The sequence below is a fragment of the Puniceibacterium sediminis genome, assembly GCF_900188035.1.
GTDB lineage: Bacteria > Pseudomonadota > Alphaproteobacteria > Rhodobacterales > Rhodobacteraceae > Puniceibacterium > Puniceibacterium sediminis.
On the sequence record NZ_FZNN01000009.1, the window covers coordinates 119992 to 138368 of the forward strand.

13 protein-coding genes are annotated in these 18377 nt (G+C 58.4%); 8 read left to right on the forward strand and 5 right to left on the reverse strand.

From position 1 onward, the window contains the following. Nucleotides 1–81: 81 nt before the first annotated feature. From CHB75_RS11570 to CHB75_RS11590, 5 genes are all read left to right on the forward strand, one after another. Complete coding sequence (locus CHB75_RS11570) at nucleotides 82–645, forward strand: tripartite tricarboxylate transporter TctB family protein (protein WP_089270706.1); 564 nt, start codon at nucleotides 82–84, stop codon at nucleotides 643–645. Further along, nucleotides 645–2153, forward strand: a complete 1509-nt coding sequence (locus tag CHB75_RS11575; protein ID WP_089270707.1) for a tripartite tricarboxylate transporter permease — start codon at nucleotides 645–647, stop codon at nucleotides 2151–2153. The genes CHB75_RS11570 and CHB75_RS11575 overlap by 1 nt, the downstream gene beginning before the upstream one ends. Further along, entirely contained in the window at nucleotides 2150–3001 is an 852-nt protein-coding gene (locus CHB75_RS11580; RefSeq protein WP_089270708.1) for a shikimate dehydrogenase family protein, read from the forward strand. Before CHB75_RS11575 ends, CHB75_RS11580 begins: the two co-directional genes overlap by 4 nt. After that, on the forward strand, nucleotides 2998–4887 hold the full coding sequence (locus CHB75_RS11585) for a bifunctional sugar phosphate isomerase/epimerase/4-hydroxyphenylpyruvate dioxygenase family protein (RefSeq protein WP_089270709.1): 1890 nt from the start codon (nucleotides 2998–3000) through the stop codon (nucleotides 4885–4887). The genes CHB75_RS11580 and CHB75_RS11585 overlap by 4 nt, the downstream gene beginning before the upstream one ends. Nucleotides 4888–5188: 301 nt before the next feature. Then, complete coding sequence (locus tag CHB75_RS11590; protein WP_089270710.1) at nucleotides 5189–7726, forward strand: ATP-binding protein; 2538 nt, start codon at nucleotides 5189–5191, stop codon at nucleotides 7724–7726. 90 nt (nucleotides 7727–7816) lie between these two features. Here CHB75_RS11590 and CHB75_RS11595 read toward each other — a convergent pair whose 3' ends face one another. The 4 genes from CHB75_RS11595 to CHB75_RS11610 form a co-directional block, all read right to left on the reverse strand. Further along, nucleotides 7817–9223 carry a YncE family protein gene (locus CHB75_RS11595; RefSeq protein WP_089270711.1) on the reverse strand — a complete coding sequence of 469 codons (1407 nt, stop codon included), beginning with the start codon at nucleotides 9221–9223 and terminating at the stop codon, nucleotides 7817–7819. Between the two features lie 116 nt (nucleotides 9224–9339). Further along, on the reverse strand, nucleotides 9340–9951 hold the full coding sequence (locus CHB75_RS11600; RefSeq protein ID WP_089270712.1) for a cytochrome b: 612 nt from the start codon (nucleotides 9949–9951) through the stop codon (nucleotides 9340–9342). Between the two features lie 19 nt (nucleotides 9952–9970). Then, nucleotides 9971–11305, reverse strand: coding sequence for an ATP-binding protein (locus CHB75_RS11605; protein ID WP_089270713.1), 1335 nt, complete (start codon nucleotides 11303–11305; stop codon nucleotides 9971–9973). Between the two features lie 29 nt (nucleotides 11306–11334). Continuing rightward, a complete protein-coding gene (locus CHB75_RS11610) occupies nucleotides 11335–12054 on the reverse strand; it encodes a response regulator (protein ID WP_089270714.1) in 720 nt (239 codons plus the stop codon). Nucleotides 12055–12314: 260 nt separating this feature from the next. On the opposite strand from CHB75_RS11610, the gene CHB75_RS11615 reads away from it, so the two are divergent. Beyond that, nucleotides 12315–14462 carry a FepA family TonB-dependent siderophore receptor gene (locus tag CHB75_RS11615; RefSeq protein WP_089270745.1) on the forward strand — a complete coding sequence of 716 codons (2148 nt, stop codon included), beginning with the start codon at nucleotides 12315–12317 and terminating at the stop codon, nucleotides 14460–14462. A 252-nt stretch (nucleotides 14463–14714) separates the two neighbouring features. On the opposite strand, the gene CHB75_RS11620 is transcribed toward CHB75_RS11615, so the two are convergent. Beyond that, nucleotides 14715–17033 carry a sensor histidine kinase gene (locus tag CHB75_RS11620; protein WP_089270715.1) on the reverse strand — a complete coding sequence of 773 codons (2319 nt, stop codon included), beginning with the start codon at nucleotides 17031–17033 and terminating at the stop codon, nucleotides 14715–14717. A 194-nt stretch (nucleotides 17034–17227) separates the two neighbouring features. Here CHB75_RS11620 and CHB75_RS11625 point away from each other — a divergent pair, with 194 nt between their 5' ends. Beyond that, a complete protein-coding gene (locus CHB75_RS11625) occupies nucleotides 17228–17929 on the forward strand; it encodes a response regulator (RefSeq protein ID WP_176439121.1) in 702 nt (233 codons plus the stop codon). After that, nucleotides 17926–18375, forward strand: coding sequence for a response regulator (locus CHB75_RS11630; protein ID WP_089270717.1), 450 nt, complete (start codon nucleotides 17926–17928; stop codon nucleotides 18373–18375). Before CHB75_RS11625 ends, CHB75_RS11630 begins: the two co-directional genes overlap by 4 nt. Nucleotides 18376–18377: the final 2 nt, after the last annotated feature.

Below are 18377 nucleotides of genomic sequence, written 5' to 3' on the forward strand. Positions count from 1 at the left end.
CAGAAGTGAGTGGCGCCGCCTTCGAAACCGAAGCGCGGCGCCTTTTCGTCAGGAGCAGGCAAAACGCCTGAGGAGCAGAAGATGACGACACCTGTACCCGAGCATCACGACGGCACATCGGATGCCACCCCGGGCGGATACGAGGACGACCGCCGCCCCGGCGAGCTTGGCTTTGCGCTGATCATGCTTGCGGCGAGCCTTGGGCTGTTCTGGAGCGCCTATGACATTTCCGGGTTCGAGGCGCTGTCGGCACCCGGGGCGATCCCGATGGCCACGACATTCGCCATGGTGGTCACCGCGCTGATCGTCGTGCTGCGCACCGCGCGCCTGCCCCTGATCCGGGGCGAGGGGATGATCAAGGACATCCTGCCAGTCACGGTTGTCGTGATGGTGCTGTTCCTTCTGGGCTATGCGCTGCTGCTGCGTCCGCTGGGGTTTTTGCCGACTTCGGCGTTGTTCCTGATTGCCGCGATCAAGATGCTGTCGCGGCGCAGCTGGGGATTTACCCTGGTCGTCGGTCTGGGCAGCCTTGTGGTAGTCTGGCTGATCTTCCGCATCGTGTTTTCCGTGCTCATGCCCGCTGGCGTCATGCCAGAGGCTGAATTCATCCAATATTTCCGTAATCTTATCGGGGGACGTGTCTGATGGAGACGCTGCTCGCTTTCCTGACGGTCGTCACCCACCCGGAACTTTTGCTGCTTGTCGGTGTTGGCACCTTTGCCGGGGTCTATGTCGGTGCGATCCCTGGTCTTTCGGTGACCATGGCGGTTTCGATCCTGATTTCCTTCACCTTTTCCTGGGATGTGCATCCGGCGATCGCGCTGATGATCGGCATCTACATGGGCGGGGTTTACGGCGGGTCGCGCACGGCGATCCTGCTGAACATTCCCGGCGCGCCTTCGGCCATCGCCACGGCGCTTGACGGCTATCCCATGGCGCAGCGCGGCGAGGCGGGCACCGCCATCGGCGTGACCACCGTCATGTCATTCTTTGGCGGTTTCATCGGGATTATCGTGCTGGCGCTGGCCGCACCCTTCGTGTCGGACTTTGCGCTGAAATTCCAACCGCGTGACTATATGCTGCTGGCTGTGCTGGGCATCCTGCTGGTCGGGTCGCTTTCCACCGGGTCACTGGTCAAGGGTATCTTTGCCGGCGCGCTGGGCATCGCCATCGGGGCTGTCGGGCGCGACCCGCTGACCTTTACCGAACGCTTTACCTTTGATCTGCAGATGATGCAGGGCGGGATTTCGTTCATCGCCGTCATGATCGGCATGTTCGGCGTGTCCGAGGCGCTGATGCAGCTGCACCACGTCAACAAGGCCGCCGTACGGCAAAAGATCACCCGGATCGTGCCGTCCTTTTCGACCATCCGCAAATACCTGCCGCTGTCGCTGCAAACCTCGACCATCGGTGTGATCATCGGCGCGCTGCCGGGCACGGGTGGGGATATTGCCGCGCTGATGGCCTATGACCACGCCAAGCGCGTGACCAAGAACCCCGAGGTGCCGTTCGGCAAGGGCGCGATGGAGGGGCTTGTCGCCCCCGAGACCGCCAACAACGCCGCTGTGGGCGGGGCCTTTATCCCGATGATGACGCTGGGTATTCCGGGCGATGCGGTGACGGCGATCATGATCGGTGCGCTGTTTATCCACGGGCTGAACCCCGGCCCGATGCTGATGATCGACCAGCCCGACATGTTCTGGTTCATCGTCGGCGCGCTGGTGATGGCAAACTTCTTCATGCTGCTGTTCGGCCTGACGGGGATCAAACTGTTCACCAAAATCGTCGAGATGCCGCGCGCTGTGCTGATCCCGCTGATCATGCTGCTGTCGATCGTGGGGGCCTATGCGGTCAATAATTCGATCTCGGATGTCTACTGGATGCTCGGTTTCGGTGTTTTCGGCTACTTCATGCGGCACTACGGCTATCCGTTGGGGCCGGTCATTCTGGGGGTGATCCTGTCGCGGCTACTGGATGACAACTGGCGCCGGGCGATCATTTCCGAGCGCGAGGATCTGGGCCGTTTCTTTGGCGGGGTCTTCTCAAGCCCGCTGTCCACGGTGCTATTCGTTGCCGTGATCCTGATCTTCGTGTCGCAGACTCCGCTCTGGACCCGCGCCAAGGCGCGCCTGGCAAGAAGGGCAAAGTCATGAACCAGGCGAACACCCTGCATCTGGGTCTGATCGGGGATAACATTGCCCGCTCACGTTCCCCGCGCCTGCACCGGCTGGCAGGGGTCCAGAACGACATCGCCGTGACCTATGACCGGCTGGTGCCAAAGGATCTGGATGAGACGTTCGATCAGGTCTTTGCGCGCTGCCTGACGGGTGGATACCGGGGCATCAACGTAACCTATCCCTACAAGGAACTGGTGACGAAGGGCCTGCGCATCGACGATCCGCTGGTAAGGGCCATTGGCGCGGTCAACACCGTGATATTCGAGGCGGACGGCCCGCGCGGTCACAACACCGACTACTCTGGTTTCAAGGCCGCATATGACCGCGTCAGGGGCGGGGCCGACACCGGCCCGGTGCTGATGATCGGCACTGGCGGCGTGGGGCGGGCGGTTGCCTTTGGCCTTGTGGCGCTGGGTACGCGCGAATTGCGGCTGGTGGACCGCGACGCCGCCAAGGCCGAGGCGCTGGCCGAAGCACTGACCGCCGCCGCGCCTGACATGAAGGTGACGATCTGGGTCGATGCAGAAAAGGCAGCGAGCGGTGTTTCGGGCCTGATCAACTGCACCCCGGTGGGGATGGTCGGATACGGGGGCACGCCGCTGCCCCGTTCCAGCATGACCGGCAGTGAGTGGGTGTTTGACGCGGTCTACACCCCGGCTGACACGCAGTTCCTGACCGACGCCGCTGCCGAAGGGTTGACGGTCATTTCGGGCTGGGAGCTATTCTTTTATCAGGGCGTTCACGCCTGGGCGCTATTCTCTGGCACGCCGCTGGACGAAACAGCGCTGCGGGCGGACCTTTCCAGCAACGAGGAGATCACATGAAAACCTCTATCGCCACAGTATCGGTTTCTGGAACCTTGCGTGAAAAGCTGGAAGCGATTGCCGCTGCCGGGTTTGACGGCGTTGAAATCTTTGAACAGGATTTCATCGTCGACGAAGGCAGCCCGCGCGACGTGGGCAACATGATCCGCGACCACGGGCTGGACATCACCCTGTTTCAACCGTTCCGCGATTTCGAAGGCCTGCCCGTCGGCCCACTGCGCACCAAGGCGTTCGACCGCGCGCTGCGCAAGTTTGACCTGATGCAGGAGTTGGGCACCGATCTTGTGCTGTTCTGTTCGTCCTGCCATCCCGAAAGTCTGGGGGGCATCGACCGCGCGGCGGATGATTTTTCCGAGCTTGGCGCGCTTGCCGCTGCGCGTGGCATAAGGGTGGGGTATGAGGCACTGGCCTGGGGGCGTCATGTCAACGATCACCGGGATGCCTGGGAAATCGTGCGCCGGGCGGATCATCCCAACATCGGTCTGATCCTCGACAGTTTTCACACCCTGGGCCGTGGCATTGATCCGGAAACGATCCGCCGCATTCCGGGTGACCGGATATTTTTCGTGCAGCTTGCCGATGCACCAAAGATCGACATGGACCTGCTGTACTGGTCGCGCCACTTCCGTAACATGCCCGGTGAGGGTGATCTGGATGTGACGGGGTTCATGCAAGCCGTTATGGCGACGGGATATTCCGGGCCGATCAGCCTTGAAATCTTTAACGACCAATTCCGTGGCGGCCGCCCGGCAGCGGTGGCGCGCGATGGTTATCGGTCACTGATCAGCCTTATGGACGACGTGCGCCGCGCCGAACCCGAGGTGTCCGTCGGTTTGCGCGACTTTCCGGCGCGGATCGACGTGCAGAACGTTGCCTTTCTGGAATTCGCGTCGCGCGGGAAAGAGGCGCGGTCACTGGAAACGCTGCTGGGCCAGCTGGGGTTTGCCCGGGTGGGGCAGCACCTGACAAAGGCGCTGGCGCTGTGGCAGCAGGGCGACATCCGCATCCTGATCAACGAGGAACCCGACGATTTCGCGGGATCAGTCTATCATGCGCGGGGCACCAGCATCTGCGATATCGGGCTGTCGGTATCTTCGGCTGCGGACACGGTCGCACGCGCGCGGGCGCTGGGGGCCGAGCCGTTTTCTCAGGCGGCAAGCCCCGAGCAGCGCGAAATTCCCGCGATCCGGGGGCTGGGGGGCAGCCTGCTGCATTTCCTGGATGGATCAGAGGCGCTGTCGGATGTCTGGTCCGCCGAATTCACGCCCGTCAGTGACGCGGCTGCGGGGGCCGGTCTGGCGCGGATCGACCACATCGCCCAGACCATGACCTATGACGAAATGCTCAGCTGGTCGCTGTTCTACACCTCGCTTTTCAACATGACAAAATCGGCCATGGTGGATGTGACGGACCCGGACGGGCTTGTGCGCAGTCAGGCGCTTGGCGCGCGATCCGGCGCGTTCCGGATCACCCTGAATGGGGCCGAGACGCACCGCACCTTTGCCGGCAGCTTCCTTGCCGAAAGCTTTGGCGCGCCGGTGCAGCATGTGGCGCTTGCCACTGACGACATCTTTGCCACGGCCCGGGCGCTTGCTGACTGCGGGTTTGAATCGCTCGCCATGTCGAACAATTATTACGCCGACCTCGCGTCGCGTTTTGATATTCCGGACGAGGCTTTCGAGATGATGCGCAAATATAACATCCTTTATGATCAAGATGATCAGGGGGAATTCCTGCAAATCTATTCGAAACCTTTCGCGGGTGGCATGTTCTTTGAAATCCTTGAGCGGCGGGACGGTTACAACGGATATGGCGCGCCGAATGCCCCATTCCGCATTGCCGCCCAGAAACGCATGATGCGCGGAAAAGCCATTCCAAAACTTTAGGCGGGATTGGCAAAAAACAGAAGCTTTCCAAAGCCTGGGCGGCTATCTGACCTGCGTCTGCGCCCGTTTTTGACCGAACGCATCAGATGCGTTGTTCTGGTGACAGTCCGCCTGTTTTTCATATGCAGGACACTGGAAAATTGCACAGGTTTCCCCAGCTTCATGCCAGCCCGCCACCTGCCCTGAGCAGCGGCGGGGATCATTAGTCTGCCCGACAGTCAAAGGTTGTTCGGGTCCGCGATTTAGCCGCTATGTTTTGCGCCGCTTCCATCGTAGTCTCTCGCGAAACAACGAGAAACATATGTTCTTTTTTATCCTGCAAAATATGGCCCTTCTGATATTTGCCGGTATCGGTGCCTATGCGATCTTCTCCAACGGCGAGTTGAAAAAAGACAAATCGCGCAGGCAGATCGCGATTGGCCTGGTGATGGGAGTCATGGTCTTTTTGATCTCACTTGACGCCTTCATCATCGAAGGCGTGCAGGGACCGTTGGATGGAAAGACCGGATTGCTTTTGTATGCGGGATACCTTGGGGGTCCGGTCGGTGGCCTGATAGCGGCAGCGTTTGGCACCCTGGTACGCATTTTCATCGGCGGGCCGAACGTGGCGATCGGTGTCGCCATGTATAGCGTATTCGCCATGTTCGGCGCGTTAGTCGGCTGGATATATCCGCCTAAAAAATGGCCCCGGGTGCCGAAAAAGGCCATCGCAATACTGATTGTCGGATCGGTGGTGCTGCAGTTTCTGCCTGCTCCGATTTTCCGCTGGAATCAGGCGGCTGATCCGTCGGCATCCATCGTTCTTGTCGGTGTCGCGCTTGCTGTGGCTGGGGGGCTGTCGACCGCAGTCATGACGTTCCTCCTGCGATATGCCAATATCGCCGCTTCGGTCCGTACCGCGTCTACGAGAATGGGGCGTCGGCTTGGCCTTGCGGTAAAAGCGGCGCACATAGGCATTTTCGAGCGCGAAGCAGGCACCGATACAGCATGGCTGGATGAGGGGATGTTCAGGATACTGGGCCTGCCCGGCGACGGCGGTGATGTTCATGTGGCGGACTGGATGAAAATGATGCTTCCCGAGGATGTGGCCGAATTTGGTGAGGTTGTGAAACAGGTCTGGCAGGGCAATCCGCCAGACACCCCGACTCACTTTCGAATTGTCCGCCCCGACGGGGAAATCAGGAATATCCAGGCGCACTGGGCGACGGAACCGCCTGGCAGCAGCACGGTAAAACGGGTTGTCGGGATCTATGAGGACGTAACCCTTATTCTCCATGCGCGGGCAAAAGAGATGGAGGCAGAAACACGGCTGGGCAAGATAATCGCAAACCTGCCGGGTGCACTGCACAGCATGGACGTGCAGCCCGACGGGCAAAAGAGAATTAAGTTTATCAGCCCCTACTGCTACAACATTTGGGGCTACTCCAGCGATGAATTCATGGCCAAACCGGAATTGTTGGAAGAAATGCACGATCCGGCTGATCTGCCGGAGATGATGAAGGCCTTCAAGCGCGCGGCCAAGACGCTGCAACCGATCAACCGCCGTTTTTCGATCACCACGCGCGCCGGTGAACCAAAGTGGCTTGAGATGCACGCGAGCGCGTCGCGGCTTGAGGACGGATCAGTTCAGATCGACAGTATCTTTCTGGACCTGACCACCGAAGTCATTGCGCAGAAACAGCTTCAGATGCAGATGCGCGTTTCCCATCAGGCGCAGAAGAACGAAAGCATCGGCCAATTGACCGGTGGTGTGGCGCATGACTTCAACAACCTTCTGGCAATCATCATGGGCAATCTTGAATTGTTGCGGGACGAATTGTCGGACGAGGATCACCTGGATATGATCGATGCGGGCATCGCGGCAAGCGTGCGGGGGGCCGACCTAACCCGCGCCATGCTAGCCTTTGCCCGCAAAGCCAGTCTTGAACCCAGCGTGATTGACCTCAACAAGCTGGTTCGTGACACGAAAAACTGGACGGGGCGCACCCTTCCGACCAGTATCGAAGTTGAAACCTCGCTTCTGGCGGGACTATGGCCGATCGAAGCTGACCCAAGTTCGACCGAAAGCGCGTTGTTGAACCTGATCCTGAACGCCCGTGACGCGATGGATTTGTCCGGAAAGCTGACGATAGAAACCGCAAACATCAGAATCGACGGCGAGTATGTCGACACCCGCGAGGTCGATCTGAAGCCGGGCCGCTATGTCATGCTGGCCGTCAGTGACACAGGGCATGGTATCCCGGCCGAGATGCTTGATCATATTTTCGAGCCGTTCTTTTCGACCAAGGGGCCTGGCAAAGGCTCGGGGCTGGGGCTTTCGATGATCCAGGGTTTCATGCGCCAGTCTGGCGGAACGGTCCGGGTCTATTCAGAGCCCGGCGTCGGCACGACGTTCAAGCTGTACTTCAGATCGTCGCAAACCAGTGTTGAACCTGTGATGCCACGGGAGAAGGCAAACCTTGACGAAACCCAAAGTGGCCGGATCCTTTTGGCAGAGGATCAGGAAGACGTCCTGCAGGTGCTTGTGATGTCGCTGGAAAAAGCCGGATACGATGTCACGCCGGCCCATTCCGGCGACGAAGCTTTCGAGCTGTTCAAAGCTAACCCCAATTTCGACTTGCTGCTGACCGACATCGTGATGCCGGGAAAACTGTTGGGAACCACGCTGGCGCAAGCCCTGCGCGAACTTGATCCGAACCTGCGGGTCGTGTTCATGTCCGGATACGCCAGCGAAGCGACGGTGCACGGAAACGGTCTGCGCCCCGAAGATATCCGTCTGATGAAGCCGGTTCAGCGCCATGATCTGCTGGCCGCTGTCGCGCAATTACTGAAGAAGTAGGGCACTTTCCCGCAACTTGTCGGGCTTGCCCCACGCCAGAAACGCGGCTGACGGGGATCGGTGGGCGGTCCCCGTCAACCACTTCACGCGTTACTGCGCGACAGGGCTGATCCGCGACAGGCGGTCACCCTTGGGGTCGTCCTTACCGCTGGTCTTGTTGACCGCCCAGATGTGGCCATGGCCATCGGCGCGCAGTTGGTTGGGCCGCGAGCCGCCATCCAGATTCGCCACAAGCTCGCCCTTGGTGTTCACCACGGCAATCGTATTGGCGCTGCGTACTGAGACATAGGCAAGACGTGACACCGGATCAAAGGTCACGTTCAGGGGCTGGGCGCCAACCGGTGTGTCATGCAGCACCGCGCCGGTTTCCGCGTTCACGATCAGCAGATTGTCGCTTTGCTGCGAGACGACGAAAATCAGGTTTTCCCTGGCATCATAGGCCGCACCCGCCGCGCCTTTTGCGCCCTTGAGGGGCAGAACGGACACGTCACCGGTCGCAAGATCGATCAGCGCCGCTTCGTCGGTTTTCATCGATACATTCACCAGCTTCCCGTTTTCGCTGTCCAGATCCAGCGACATCGCGGAATATGCGCCGCCGCGCTGGCGCGACTTGATCTCGATCGGGGCAAGCTTTTCCAGCGTCCTGGTGTCGAACACTTCGATCAGGCCAGTTCCGGTCGAACTGGCATAGGCACGTTCATTCGCGGTATCGACCACGACGTCACGCGGATGACCGACGGTTCCGGGTTCGAACTGCTTGATCAGGGACAGGTCGGCCTGCTGGTAGACCGCGACGGAGTTTTGACGGGTGTTCGTGACCCAGACAGTGCCGTTGATATCGTCCACCGCCACGCCATAGACCGCGAACACACCGCCGTCGGACCCATCCGCCCGTGCCGGGGCCGCTGCGGGGGTCACTTCGGCAAGGACCTCCATCGTGGTCGCGTCAATTTTGGTCAGCGCGGATTGCTTGACTGGCGGGCGCCCGACCGCCGAGGCGACAAACACCGCGTCGGATGCTGCACTATATGCCACCTGATAAAGCCCGCTGGTCACCGGCGCGCTGGTCACATCGAACAGATCCTGACCCGAGAGTGGGATCAGGGGCGAGATCTTCATCGTGACGATTTCCGCCGCGGCGGGGTTTTCTGCAATCAGCAGGATCGGTTGCAAGCCGATGGCAGCTTCCTCGTCGACCGTCAGCTCAAAGCTGAACTTGCCCTCGGTATCGGCAACCAGCGGGCCGTCGGCGTTCAGAACCGTTGTGCCGCGCATCAGCGTGATTTGCTGCCCGGGCACCAGACGTTGGCCGGTGACGCTGACCTTGCTGCCCTTGTAGACCGGGCCGCCATCGACGGCTGCGGCACGCACCATGCCGGAAAATTCCACCACGGGGGTGAAAAGGGTGTCGGCAAACGCGGGCGTGGCTGCCATGGTCATGGCGACGGCGGTCGCCCCCAGCAAGCTGCGCAGACGGTGTTGTGTGAGTTGAGCCATAGTGTTCTCCTTGGCGTGTTGGTCGCATTGTTGGCTGGGCCGGAGAGCCGGTCTGGCTGCACGCCTGCGTTGGCGGGCGCGTGTTCAAAAGTGTTCGGTGGTTCAGGATTGCCCGATCATTCTTCGTGCGTTTCCGTTTGTGGGTTTGCCGCGCCACGCAGGCGATTGCCCGCCATTCTGTCCAGCGTCGCGTCCCGCCACATCCTCTGGTGCACGCCGACCATCACCACATGGCCAAGGATCAGAACCGCCATCCCCCAGGCGATTTCACCGTGCAGCGCATTGCCAAGGGTCACCATCCAGGCAAGCGGTGGCTGTTGGGCGCTGAAAATCTCGACGCCAAAGGGGGAAAATCCACGATCGGACCCATAGGCGCGCACCAGCGCCGCCGCCGGAACCACGGCAAGCGCGAGGTAGAGCATCAGGTGCCCGGCACGGGCCGCGCGCCCCGCCATTCCGGGGGCGTAGGTCGGTCTGTTCCGGCGGTTGATCAGGGCCCACACAATACGCAGGACGATCAGAAGGAAAAGCAGCGTGCCGACATTCTGATGGGTCCCGACAAAGAAGGACACAAGCGGCGTCCGCCCCAGGATCAGCCGTAATCCCATGCCTAGGAATTGCCAGCCGATCAGCCCGGCCATCGTCCAATGCAGGCAGCGTGTGACCGTGCCATAGGCGACATGCGTGTCGCGCCACCGAATGGATTTCATCTCTGGGTTCGGGGTCATTTTTCAGGGCTTTCCAGGTTCATGTGCCGACGCCTTTCGCCGGTGCGGATCGTTGTGGCAAAGACGCGCCGAGCGGAAGACGGATCTCGGCGCTCAGCCCGCCAGATGGGCGGTTGGAGAGGGTCAGCGTGCCGCCATGGTCCGTGACGATCCCCTTGGCGATCGAAAGGCCAAGGCCCACGCCGCCGGTCTTTTCGCTGCGGCTGGATTCTCCGCGCACGAAGGGTTCGACCACCGATTTCAGCTGCGCTTCGGGGATGCCGGGGCCATCGTCCTCGACCGTCAGGACAGCCACGTTGCCATCGCGGTTCAGACTGACAAAGGCCGATCCGGTATAGCGTTTTGCATTCCCGATCAGATTGCCGATTGCGCGTGTCATGGCAACGCGCTGGAGCCGCGGCCGGGCGGACTGATGTATTCGCAGGTTGACGTTCTGATCGGAACAGATGCGTTGCAGTAGTTCGGACAGGCTGGTTTCCTCTTCGGTCTCTGGTGAATGCTGGTCGCGGGCGTATTGCAGGAAATCACTGGTCATGACCGTCATTTCGTCCAGAATCCGGACCATCGGGGCGCTGATCGCTGGGTCGTCAACCAGCTCGGCACGGATGCGCAGGCTGGTGATCGGCGTGCGAAGATCATGCCCGATTGCGGCCAGAACGCGGGTACGTTCGTTTTCGAATTCGGCAATCCGTTGCTGCATGGTGTTGAACGCCGCCGCGGTATCGCGCAATTCACGCGCGCCGCGTTCCCTGACACGGACGGACCGGTCACCGTTGCCTGCGGCCCGGGCCGCTGCGGCCAGTCGGCGCAGCGGATCGGTCATGCGCTGAATGAACCGCATTCCGACCAGAAGTGTTCCGCCCAGTGTCGCCAGCAGCGGAACGAAAAAGCCGACCTTCCACTTCCACGCCTTCAGGGTTGGCAGCGGGTAGACCAGTGAATTCAACCATTTGCCCGAATGCGGCCCGCCGTTCAGCTGAACCGACAGCAACAGCAGGAATGGCGTTTCTTCTGTCGCGTCGGTCGCGCCGTCGATCACCTTGACCGCATGCCCGGGCAGGGCTTGGGCGATGTCATTTTCGATATGGGGGACCGACTGCATTGACGATGATCCGACCGGCAGATCGTCAAGCGAAAACCGTGTGAACGCCGTGTTGCTGCGCGCCAGCGTCGTGGCTCCGGTTTGCGCATCGACGGATTCAAGCGCTGTGACAATGGCAACCAGCCGCCCCATGTCGCCCTGAACCCGCGCCGCCTGATCGAAACTGGTGCCTTCGCGTGCCAGCAGATAGGCGGCCACGAAATTCACTCCGATAAGCGAAGCCAGCAGCAGCAGCGCGAAGCGGGCGGACAATCCCGACGGAATTATTTTCTGGAGGCGTTTCAATTCAGGTATTCGACGGATGTCGCGATCCGATAGCCACCGCCCCAGTTGGTCAGAATGATCTGGTGCGGCTTGCTGTCGTCGCCCAGTTTCCTGCGCAGCCGACTGACAAGGTTGTCAACGGCGCGGTCATAGGCTGCCGCCTCTCGTCCGCGGATGGCATCAAGAAGCTTGGTGCGGGACACCACCTCGTTCGGGTGATCGAGAAGCACAGACAACAGCTTGTTTTCGCCGGTGGTGAGCATGATTTCCGCGCCATCGTCGCAATAAACGCATTGCGCCGAAAAGTTGTGGCTGAACTGTTCAAACCTGCGCCGCGCACAGGCGGTTTCGTATTTTTGCTGCGGAACCCGGCGCAGCACAGCCCGGATCCGTGCCAAAAGCTCGGGCGGGTTGAACGGCTTGGTGATATAATCGTCAGCGCCAAGCTCGAGCCCCGCGATCACCTGCGATTCATTTGTGCAGGCGGTCAGAAAGATGACCGGCGCCGTCCTGTTTTCGACCAGATACCGGCACAGGCTCAGGCCATCCTCGCCGGGCATCATGATATCCAGCACGACAAGATGGATCGCCCAGTCGCTCAGCATCTTGCGCGCAAGCTTGGCATTCTCAGCGACACGTACCCTCAGGCCGTTCTTTTTCAGATACTGCGCCAACGGATCGCGAATGTCGCGCGCATCGTCGACAATCATTATCTGCGGAGAGCTGAGTTCATTCATCGTGCGTGACCGGGCGCTGGTTTCTGAGAGCTGTTGTGCTGGCTGAAAGCCTGTCCGGTCAGGGTGGCGATTTGGCTACCGCGGACGGCTTTGTGTCCCCTGAAACGCAGACTTATGAAAGGTCGCGCGGAATTTTTGCGACAATTTGCGACAAAAAACATGCGGCCAAAACCTTGCTGCTCACAGGGCTGAATGGTTCAACGCCCGCAATAGCCCGCCGCCGCCAGCTGAAAATGCTTACGCTAATTCAGGAGCATGCGATGGCATCCCCCAATTTCGCTTTCAAATCGAACACGGCGCTCTGCCTTTCGCTCGTTCTTGCGGCCCTTGCCGGACAGGGCGCTGCCCAGACGGCTACACCGGTCGGCGAAGACGCCTTTGCGCTCGATACCATCGTGATTTCGGCCGAAGATCAGATCAAACAGGCTCTTGGTGCGTCGACGATCACACAGGGCGATATCGAAAAGAGCGCCGTGGTGAACGACATTTCCGAAATCATTCGGAAGATGCCCGGCGCGAACCTGACAGGAAACTCGGTTTCGGGCGACCGAGGCAACAATCGCCAGATCGATTTGCGGGGCATGGGGCCGGAAAACACCCTGATCCTGATTGATGGCAAACCTGTTCTGGCGCGCAATTCTGTGGCGACCAGCCGCCGGGGCGAACGCGACACACGGGGCGACACGAACTGGGTCCCGGCGGAACTGGTTGAACGTATCGAGGTGATCCGGGGCCCGGCTGCGGCACGCTATGGCTCAGGCGCTGCTGGCGGCGTGGTCAACATCATCACCAAAAAACCGGAAAAAACCACCGGTTCTGTCAGCCTGCACTACAACCTGCCCGAAAGCGCCCAAGAGGGCAGCACCGTGCGCACCAACTTCATGATTGCCGGTCCGGTCAGCGAAAAACTGACGTTTCGCGTCTTCGGCAACTACAACAAGAGCGAATCCGACTCCTCCGACATCAATGCCGAAGCGGGCGAAGAGGCAGATTCGGACACCGTCTATGCCGGCCGGGAAGGTGTCGTGAACAAGGATATCGGCGCGATGCTGACCTGGAAGCCCGCCGCCGGACAGGAGATCGACTTTGAACTGGGCTACAGTCGGCAGGGCAATGAATACGCCTGCGACGCCGGAACCGGCGGCTGCTCGGACAGCCTGCAGGAATATGTCGGCGAAGAGACCAACATTATGACCCGGCGGACCTATTCGGTGACCCATCGCGGCGAATTTCAGACATGGAACGCCTTCAGTTATCTGCAATGGGAACACACCAACAACACCCGCAACGGCCAGGGCACGGCCGGTGGCGGCGATGGCAACATCAACTCATCCGATATGACGACGATCGGCTATGACAGCATTACCGCCAAGACCGAGTGGGACAGGCCGCTGACCTTTGCGGGCTATGACAGCCACCTCACGCTTGGCGCGGAATATCGTGGCGAACTGATGGACAATGAAAACCTCGACGCGGGCAACGCCAGCGAACAGCATCTGTTTGGCCTCTATGCCGAAGCCAACATTTTGCTGACGGACAAACTGACCCTGACGCCCGGGATGCGCTATGACCACAGCGGTACCTTTGGTTCGAACTGGTCCCCCAGCGTAAACGCAACCTACGACATCACCGGCGAATGGCAGATGAAGGCCGGTGTCGCGCGGGCATTCAAGGCGCCGAACCTGTTTCAGCTAAACCCCGACTACATCTACTCGACCAGGGGGCGCGGCTGTCCTTCGGGCGTCCCCGGCCCATGCCGGATCCTCGGGAACCCAGACCTCGAAGCAGAATACAGCGTGAACAAGGAAATTGGCGTCGCCTACAAGGGCTACAACGGCATCGCAGGGAGCCTGACCTACTACCACAACGACTACAAAAATCGCATCGCGGCTGGGATTGAGGCCGTTTCGTCCGATGCGTCCGGCTCCCTGCTCCAATGGGAGAATACACCCGAAGCGGTTGTGTCCGGGCTGGAGGGCAACTTCTCCGCTCCGCTGGGCGACAGTTTCGCCCTGAACACCAACTTTACTTACATGCTGGACTCCAAAGACAAGAAAACCGGAAATCCACTGAGCCTTGTGCCGGAATACACGATCAATGCCGGGATCGACTGGCAGGCGCGGGACGCACTGGTCCTGACCCTGTCCGCAACCCACTATGGCAAGATTTCGGCGGCGACGCGTACGCTTCACACCAATGTGGACGTCGAAGATGCGGAGGATCGTGATCCCTACACATTGGTGAACCTCGGCGCGAAATGGGAGTTCAACGACACGGGATATCTGTCGGCGGGCGTCACAAACCTCTTTGACACGCAGATCAACCGCACGGACGGCAGCAGCAGCGGCGCGAATACTTACAACGAACCCGGCCGCGCCTTCTACGTTGCATTGACCCGCAATTTCTAAAGCGCTTTGGGCCAGCGACCCTGATTATGACCATTGATCCGGGTCGCCGGCCTTTGCAGGCACCGTGTCGTCGCTGTACGCTGAACCTGCGACATCGCAGCGGCGCTTTTTCTAATGGGGGGCCGCGGCGGCCAGGAGTTCGATGAAGTTCAGGGCACTCTAAAGACAAAGGTGCTGACGTCTGTCTTCGACTCTTCCCGGCAGGCGGCGCCTAGCCATAAGGCATTGCCCGGGCGCCTGAGTGTTCAATCGTCAGGCTACACTCGCTGTCTCGGTTGCATCCGCCTCTCTGGGCCATGTGAACGTGAACGTCGTGCCAGTGCCATCGCCTGCGGATTCTACGTGAATTTCTCCTCCGTGCATCAGGACATGCTTACGGCAGATCGCAAGACCCATACCGCTTCCTTCGACCGCGTCACGGGACTTCAGCGTCTGGAACATGCCAAAAATACGCTCGTGGTATTGTGGGTCGATCCCCGGGCCATTGTCGGAAACACTGAATTCGAAGTAGGTTGGTAAGACATTCACTGATACGCGGATGACCCCGCTGGGAGAGTCATCATGTTTGATCGCATTGCTGATAAGGTTTAGCAAAACGATACGGATAGGCATCTTGTGTATCACGATACGATCGAACTCGGGGTTGAACTCTAGCTGCAGCTTGGCGGGCAGGTGCACCAGATTGGAAAGTTCGTCCCGCAGCTCAGCCCCACTGACGAGCCGACTGTTCGTGGCGCCGGTCTTTCGCCCGATCTTTGCATGTTCCAGCAGGTCATCAAGCAGCTGAGACATCCGCTCGACGCGGCTGCGCAGCAGCGCCAGATTTTCGGTCATCTCTTCGTTCTGATGATCGCCAAGGTCTTCCTCGATCCATGTCGACACCTTGTGAATCGCGCGCAGTGGTGCCTGCAAGTCATGTGATGCGACATGGGCAAAGCTGTTCAACTCTTCGTTTGACGCCTTCAGCGCCTCAATGAGAACCAGCCGCTCGGCTTCCTGGGCCTTCCTGACGGAAATATCGCGTATGACGCCCGCATAGAACCGGCTGCCATCGACTTCTATCGGGCTAACCGTAAGCTCAATCGGAAAGGCTGCGCCAGATTTGTGCACGGCGTGTCTCTCGACAGTATCCCCAAGCGACACACGTTCCCGCGTGGCATGATAATGAGCGACCTGCCTGTCATGAGCCACGTGATCGGCTTTCGACATCAATATGCCGACATTACTTCCAATAAGTTGTGTCTGACTGAATTCGAACATCTTCTCTATTGCCGGATTAACATCCTCGATCACTCCGTTTTCATCACTTATGATCACGCCATCCGAAACCCCGTCGAAAATCGTTTTTGCTCTTTTTTCTCGGGTAATCAGGCGCTCCACCAGCTTGTCGATGCTATTCGCTAACTCGCCAATTTCATCCGTGCGATCCAGAGGTAAATTAGGACGCTGAGTGCCCGAACGGGAAACTCCCATCGCTTCGTTCATCCTGAGAATGGGCGCGATCTCATGCTGTGTCCCAATGATTGAAAAAATCATTGAAACTATCATTAACACAATGACGCTGCCGAGCAGTATTCTCGACGCGAAACGGGAAGAAAAGTTGGTCGCCTCAGTAGGCGTAATAACAGCGATCGTGAAAACGACGTCGCCGGGTGTAGCCTTACTCAGGCTCTTCTTGGCAATGGTCCATCCATCAATTTCGGCAACGGCAGATGCCGTATCACCAGACGATAGAAACGCGATCATCTCCGGCGGAAGAGGAGCAGGCTGATTGATGAAGATTTGTCCGGACTTGGCCGCGCCATCATAAATGAAGATCGTTCCGTACCCATCCATGAGCACAATATCGTTGGCCAAGTTTGCACGTGCGAAAGCATTGTTTCCGAATGGTAGCGCGAGAACATTGATCGCAATCATTCCAAACCGTGTCCCATCTTCTGCAAAGACGGGCACCGCGTACCGGATTACGGCCGTGCGGGGTTCCTGAATCTCTCCAAACTCCCGGTTCCAGGAAACCTGGCCCTTGTAGACTTCTCCTTGCTGCAACTGCAACACGGCCTGGAAGTATGGCTCGTTGCCTTTTTCTTGTAATCTGTCGTCGCCTAACCTCACAATATTGTTGTCGGCATCCCTATCCACCCGTACGAGCTCTTTGCCGTTGTCGGCCAATCCGATAAAGCGGATCTGCAGATAACTCGGACGCATCTTGTGGAAGGATTCAAAGATCGAGGATAACCGGAGTTCCCAATCCTCCTTCGTTGAGCTTCCATCCACGGGATCAACACCACCACCGATGACCGTGCGCGCAAGCCCCTGAATCGGTGGTGTATTCGCCAAAATTTCAAGATCCTGAACAATCGAAGATATCGAACTGGAGATACTTTCTCCGACACTTTCAAGTTCTTGAAAATAGACTTCATTATTGTGCGAATGTTCGAGGTGACGAACAATTAGTAACCCTGCCATCCCCACGGCCAGCGCGCTGATGCCAGCAGTGAACATGGCTCTGGCAATCATGCGCCGTCTAAACGAGGTCTTGAACCAGACTTTTAGACGGTCCACCGGATTCATCAGAGTCGCTTTCTTCAGATTCGCATAAGATACCGTTCTGGATCACATCCCCCTTCTAATGCGTTAACGCGCGTGGATTCACGGGGGCGAAAGCTCTTCTGAAGTTAAGCGCTTCTTCAGAAATTTCGAGCAAATATCAGTAATGCGAATGTGAAATATCCAGAGGGTCTTCAGAGCCGATGAATGCAACAGTCATGAGCAATCAGGAGTTCATTGCGATCCCAAAATCCTGTTCGGCGCTTGCCCTTGATGACGACATGGGAGACCGCTTCCGGTTAACCAAAATTTGCCGAAAGGCGGGTATGGATCTGAATTTCCATGAGGCCGCGGATCTTGTCCAGTTGAAGGACCGTTTGGATGAAGTGAGTTTTGACATTATCTTTATCGACTTTCACCTTGGCCTGTCGAACGGACATCAGGCCCTTGAGATTATCAAGTCATCAGAACGTCAGGCGGATGCGATTTCCATTATGGTCACAAGTGAAAACCGACCAGAAGTTATCATTGAGGCCACGCGAAATGGATGTTCCGACTACATTTTGAAAGACGATCTTAGCGTCGACGGCATCCAGAATTCGGTGTCGCTCGCCTTCGAGAGGCAACTGTTTGCTGCGATAACCAACAGAGATGTGGTCAGGTCAGAAGCGACACAAGGTACAATGAGGCGCCTCAACGCCTGTCTGACGCCTGAAATGCGCCGGATCATGTCCGCGACGCTGCAGCGACGCAAAGACACCGATTATCTTGGGGGAGAATGCAAGGAACTGGAATTTGGGGCGGACTTGGAAAGCGTTTATTTTGAAATGATCTCTGTCTTTGGGGAAGGCGATCACGATCACTTGGGGCAAACCGATATACCCATGCCCCATGATCAGGAACGTAGGAAAATTCTATGATGACACATACGGCCCCTCAAAACACCGCGCCGCTCGAAATCATAATGATCGAAGATGACGATTTCGACGCGAAACAGCTACGGCGCACATTGACTGCTACGGGCATAAAGAACAATTTGACACGTTGTATCGATGGCGTAGAAGCGCTGGAATTTTTGAGAAAAGACAGCGGCGAACTCCCGCGCGCATTTATCATCCTTCTCGACATCAATATGCCGAGAATGAATGGTCATGAGTTTTTGGAAGAGATTAGAAAAGATCCAAAGTTACGCCGATCCGTGGTGTTTGTCATGTCTACATCCACGGATGAACAGGACATCAATTCTGCATACGACAAAAATGTCGCAGGCTATGTTGTCAAGGGGGGCCGGTCCGAGGAAAATCAGGAACTTTTCAAGGTGCTGAATGAAATTTGGAAACTGGTACTGTTGCCAGAAATTACCTAGTC

Bases quoted from the DNA above. Each gene is read 5' to 3' on its own strand.
- CHB75_RS11575 (WP_089270707.1), top strand. From the start codon at position 645: ATGGAGACGCTGCTCGCTTTCCTGACGGTCGTCACCCACCCGGAACTT.
- CHB75_RS11625 (WP_176439121.1), top strand. From the start codon at position 17,228: ATGAGCAATCAGGAGTTCATTGCGATCCCAAAATCCTGTTCGGCGCTT.
- CHB75_RS11585 (WP_089270709.1), top strand. From the start codon at position 2,998: ATGAAAACCTCTATCGCCACAGTATCGGTTTCTGGAACCTTGCGTGAA.
- CHB75_RS11590 (WP_089270710.1), top strand. From the start codon at position 5,189: ATGTTCTTTTTTATCCTGCAAAATATGGCCCTTCTGATATTTGCCGGT.
- CHB75_RS11570 (WP_089270706.1), top strand. From the start codon at position 82: ATGACGACACCTGTACCCGAGCATCACGACGGCACATCGGATGCCACC.
- CHB75_RS11630 (WP_089270717.1), top strand. From the start codon at position 17,926: ATGATGACACATACGGCCCCTCAAAACACCGCGCCGCTCGAAATCATA.
- CHB75_RS11600 (WP_089270712.1), bottom strand. From the start codon at position 9,951: ATGACCCCGAACCCAGAGATGAAATCCATTCGGTGGCGCGACACGCAT.
- CHB75_RS11620 (WP_089270715.1), bottom strand. From the start codon at position 17,033: ATGAATCCGGTGGACCGTCTAAAAGTCTGGTTCAAGACCTCGTTTAGA.
- CHB75_RS11595 (WP_089270711.1), bottom strand. From the start codon at position 9,223: ATGGCTCAACTCACACAACACCGTCTGCGCAGCTTGCTGGGGGCGACC.
- CHB75_RS11610 (WP_089270714.1), bottom strand. From the start codon at position 12,054: ATGAATGAACTCAGCTCTCCGCAGATAATGATTGTCGACGATGCGCGC.
- CHB75_RS11580 (WP_089270708.1), top strand. From the start codon at position 2,150: ATGAACCAGGCGAACACCCTGCATCTGGGTCTGATCGGGGATAACATT.
- CHB75_RS11615 (WP_089270745.1), top strand. From the start codon at position 12,315: ATGGCATCCCCCAATTTCGCTTTCAAATCGAACACGGCGCTCTGCCTT.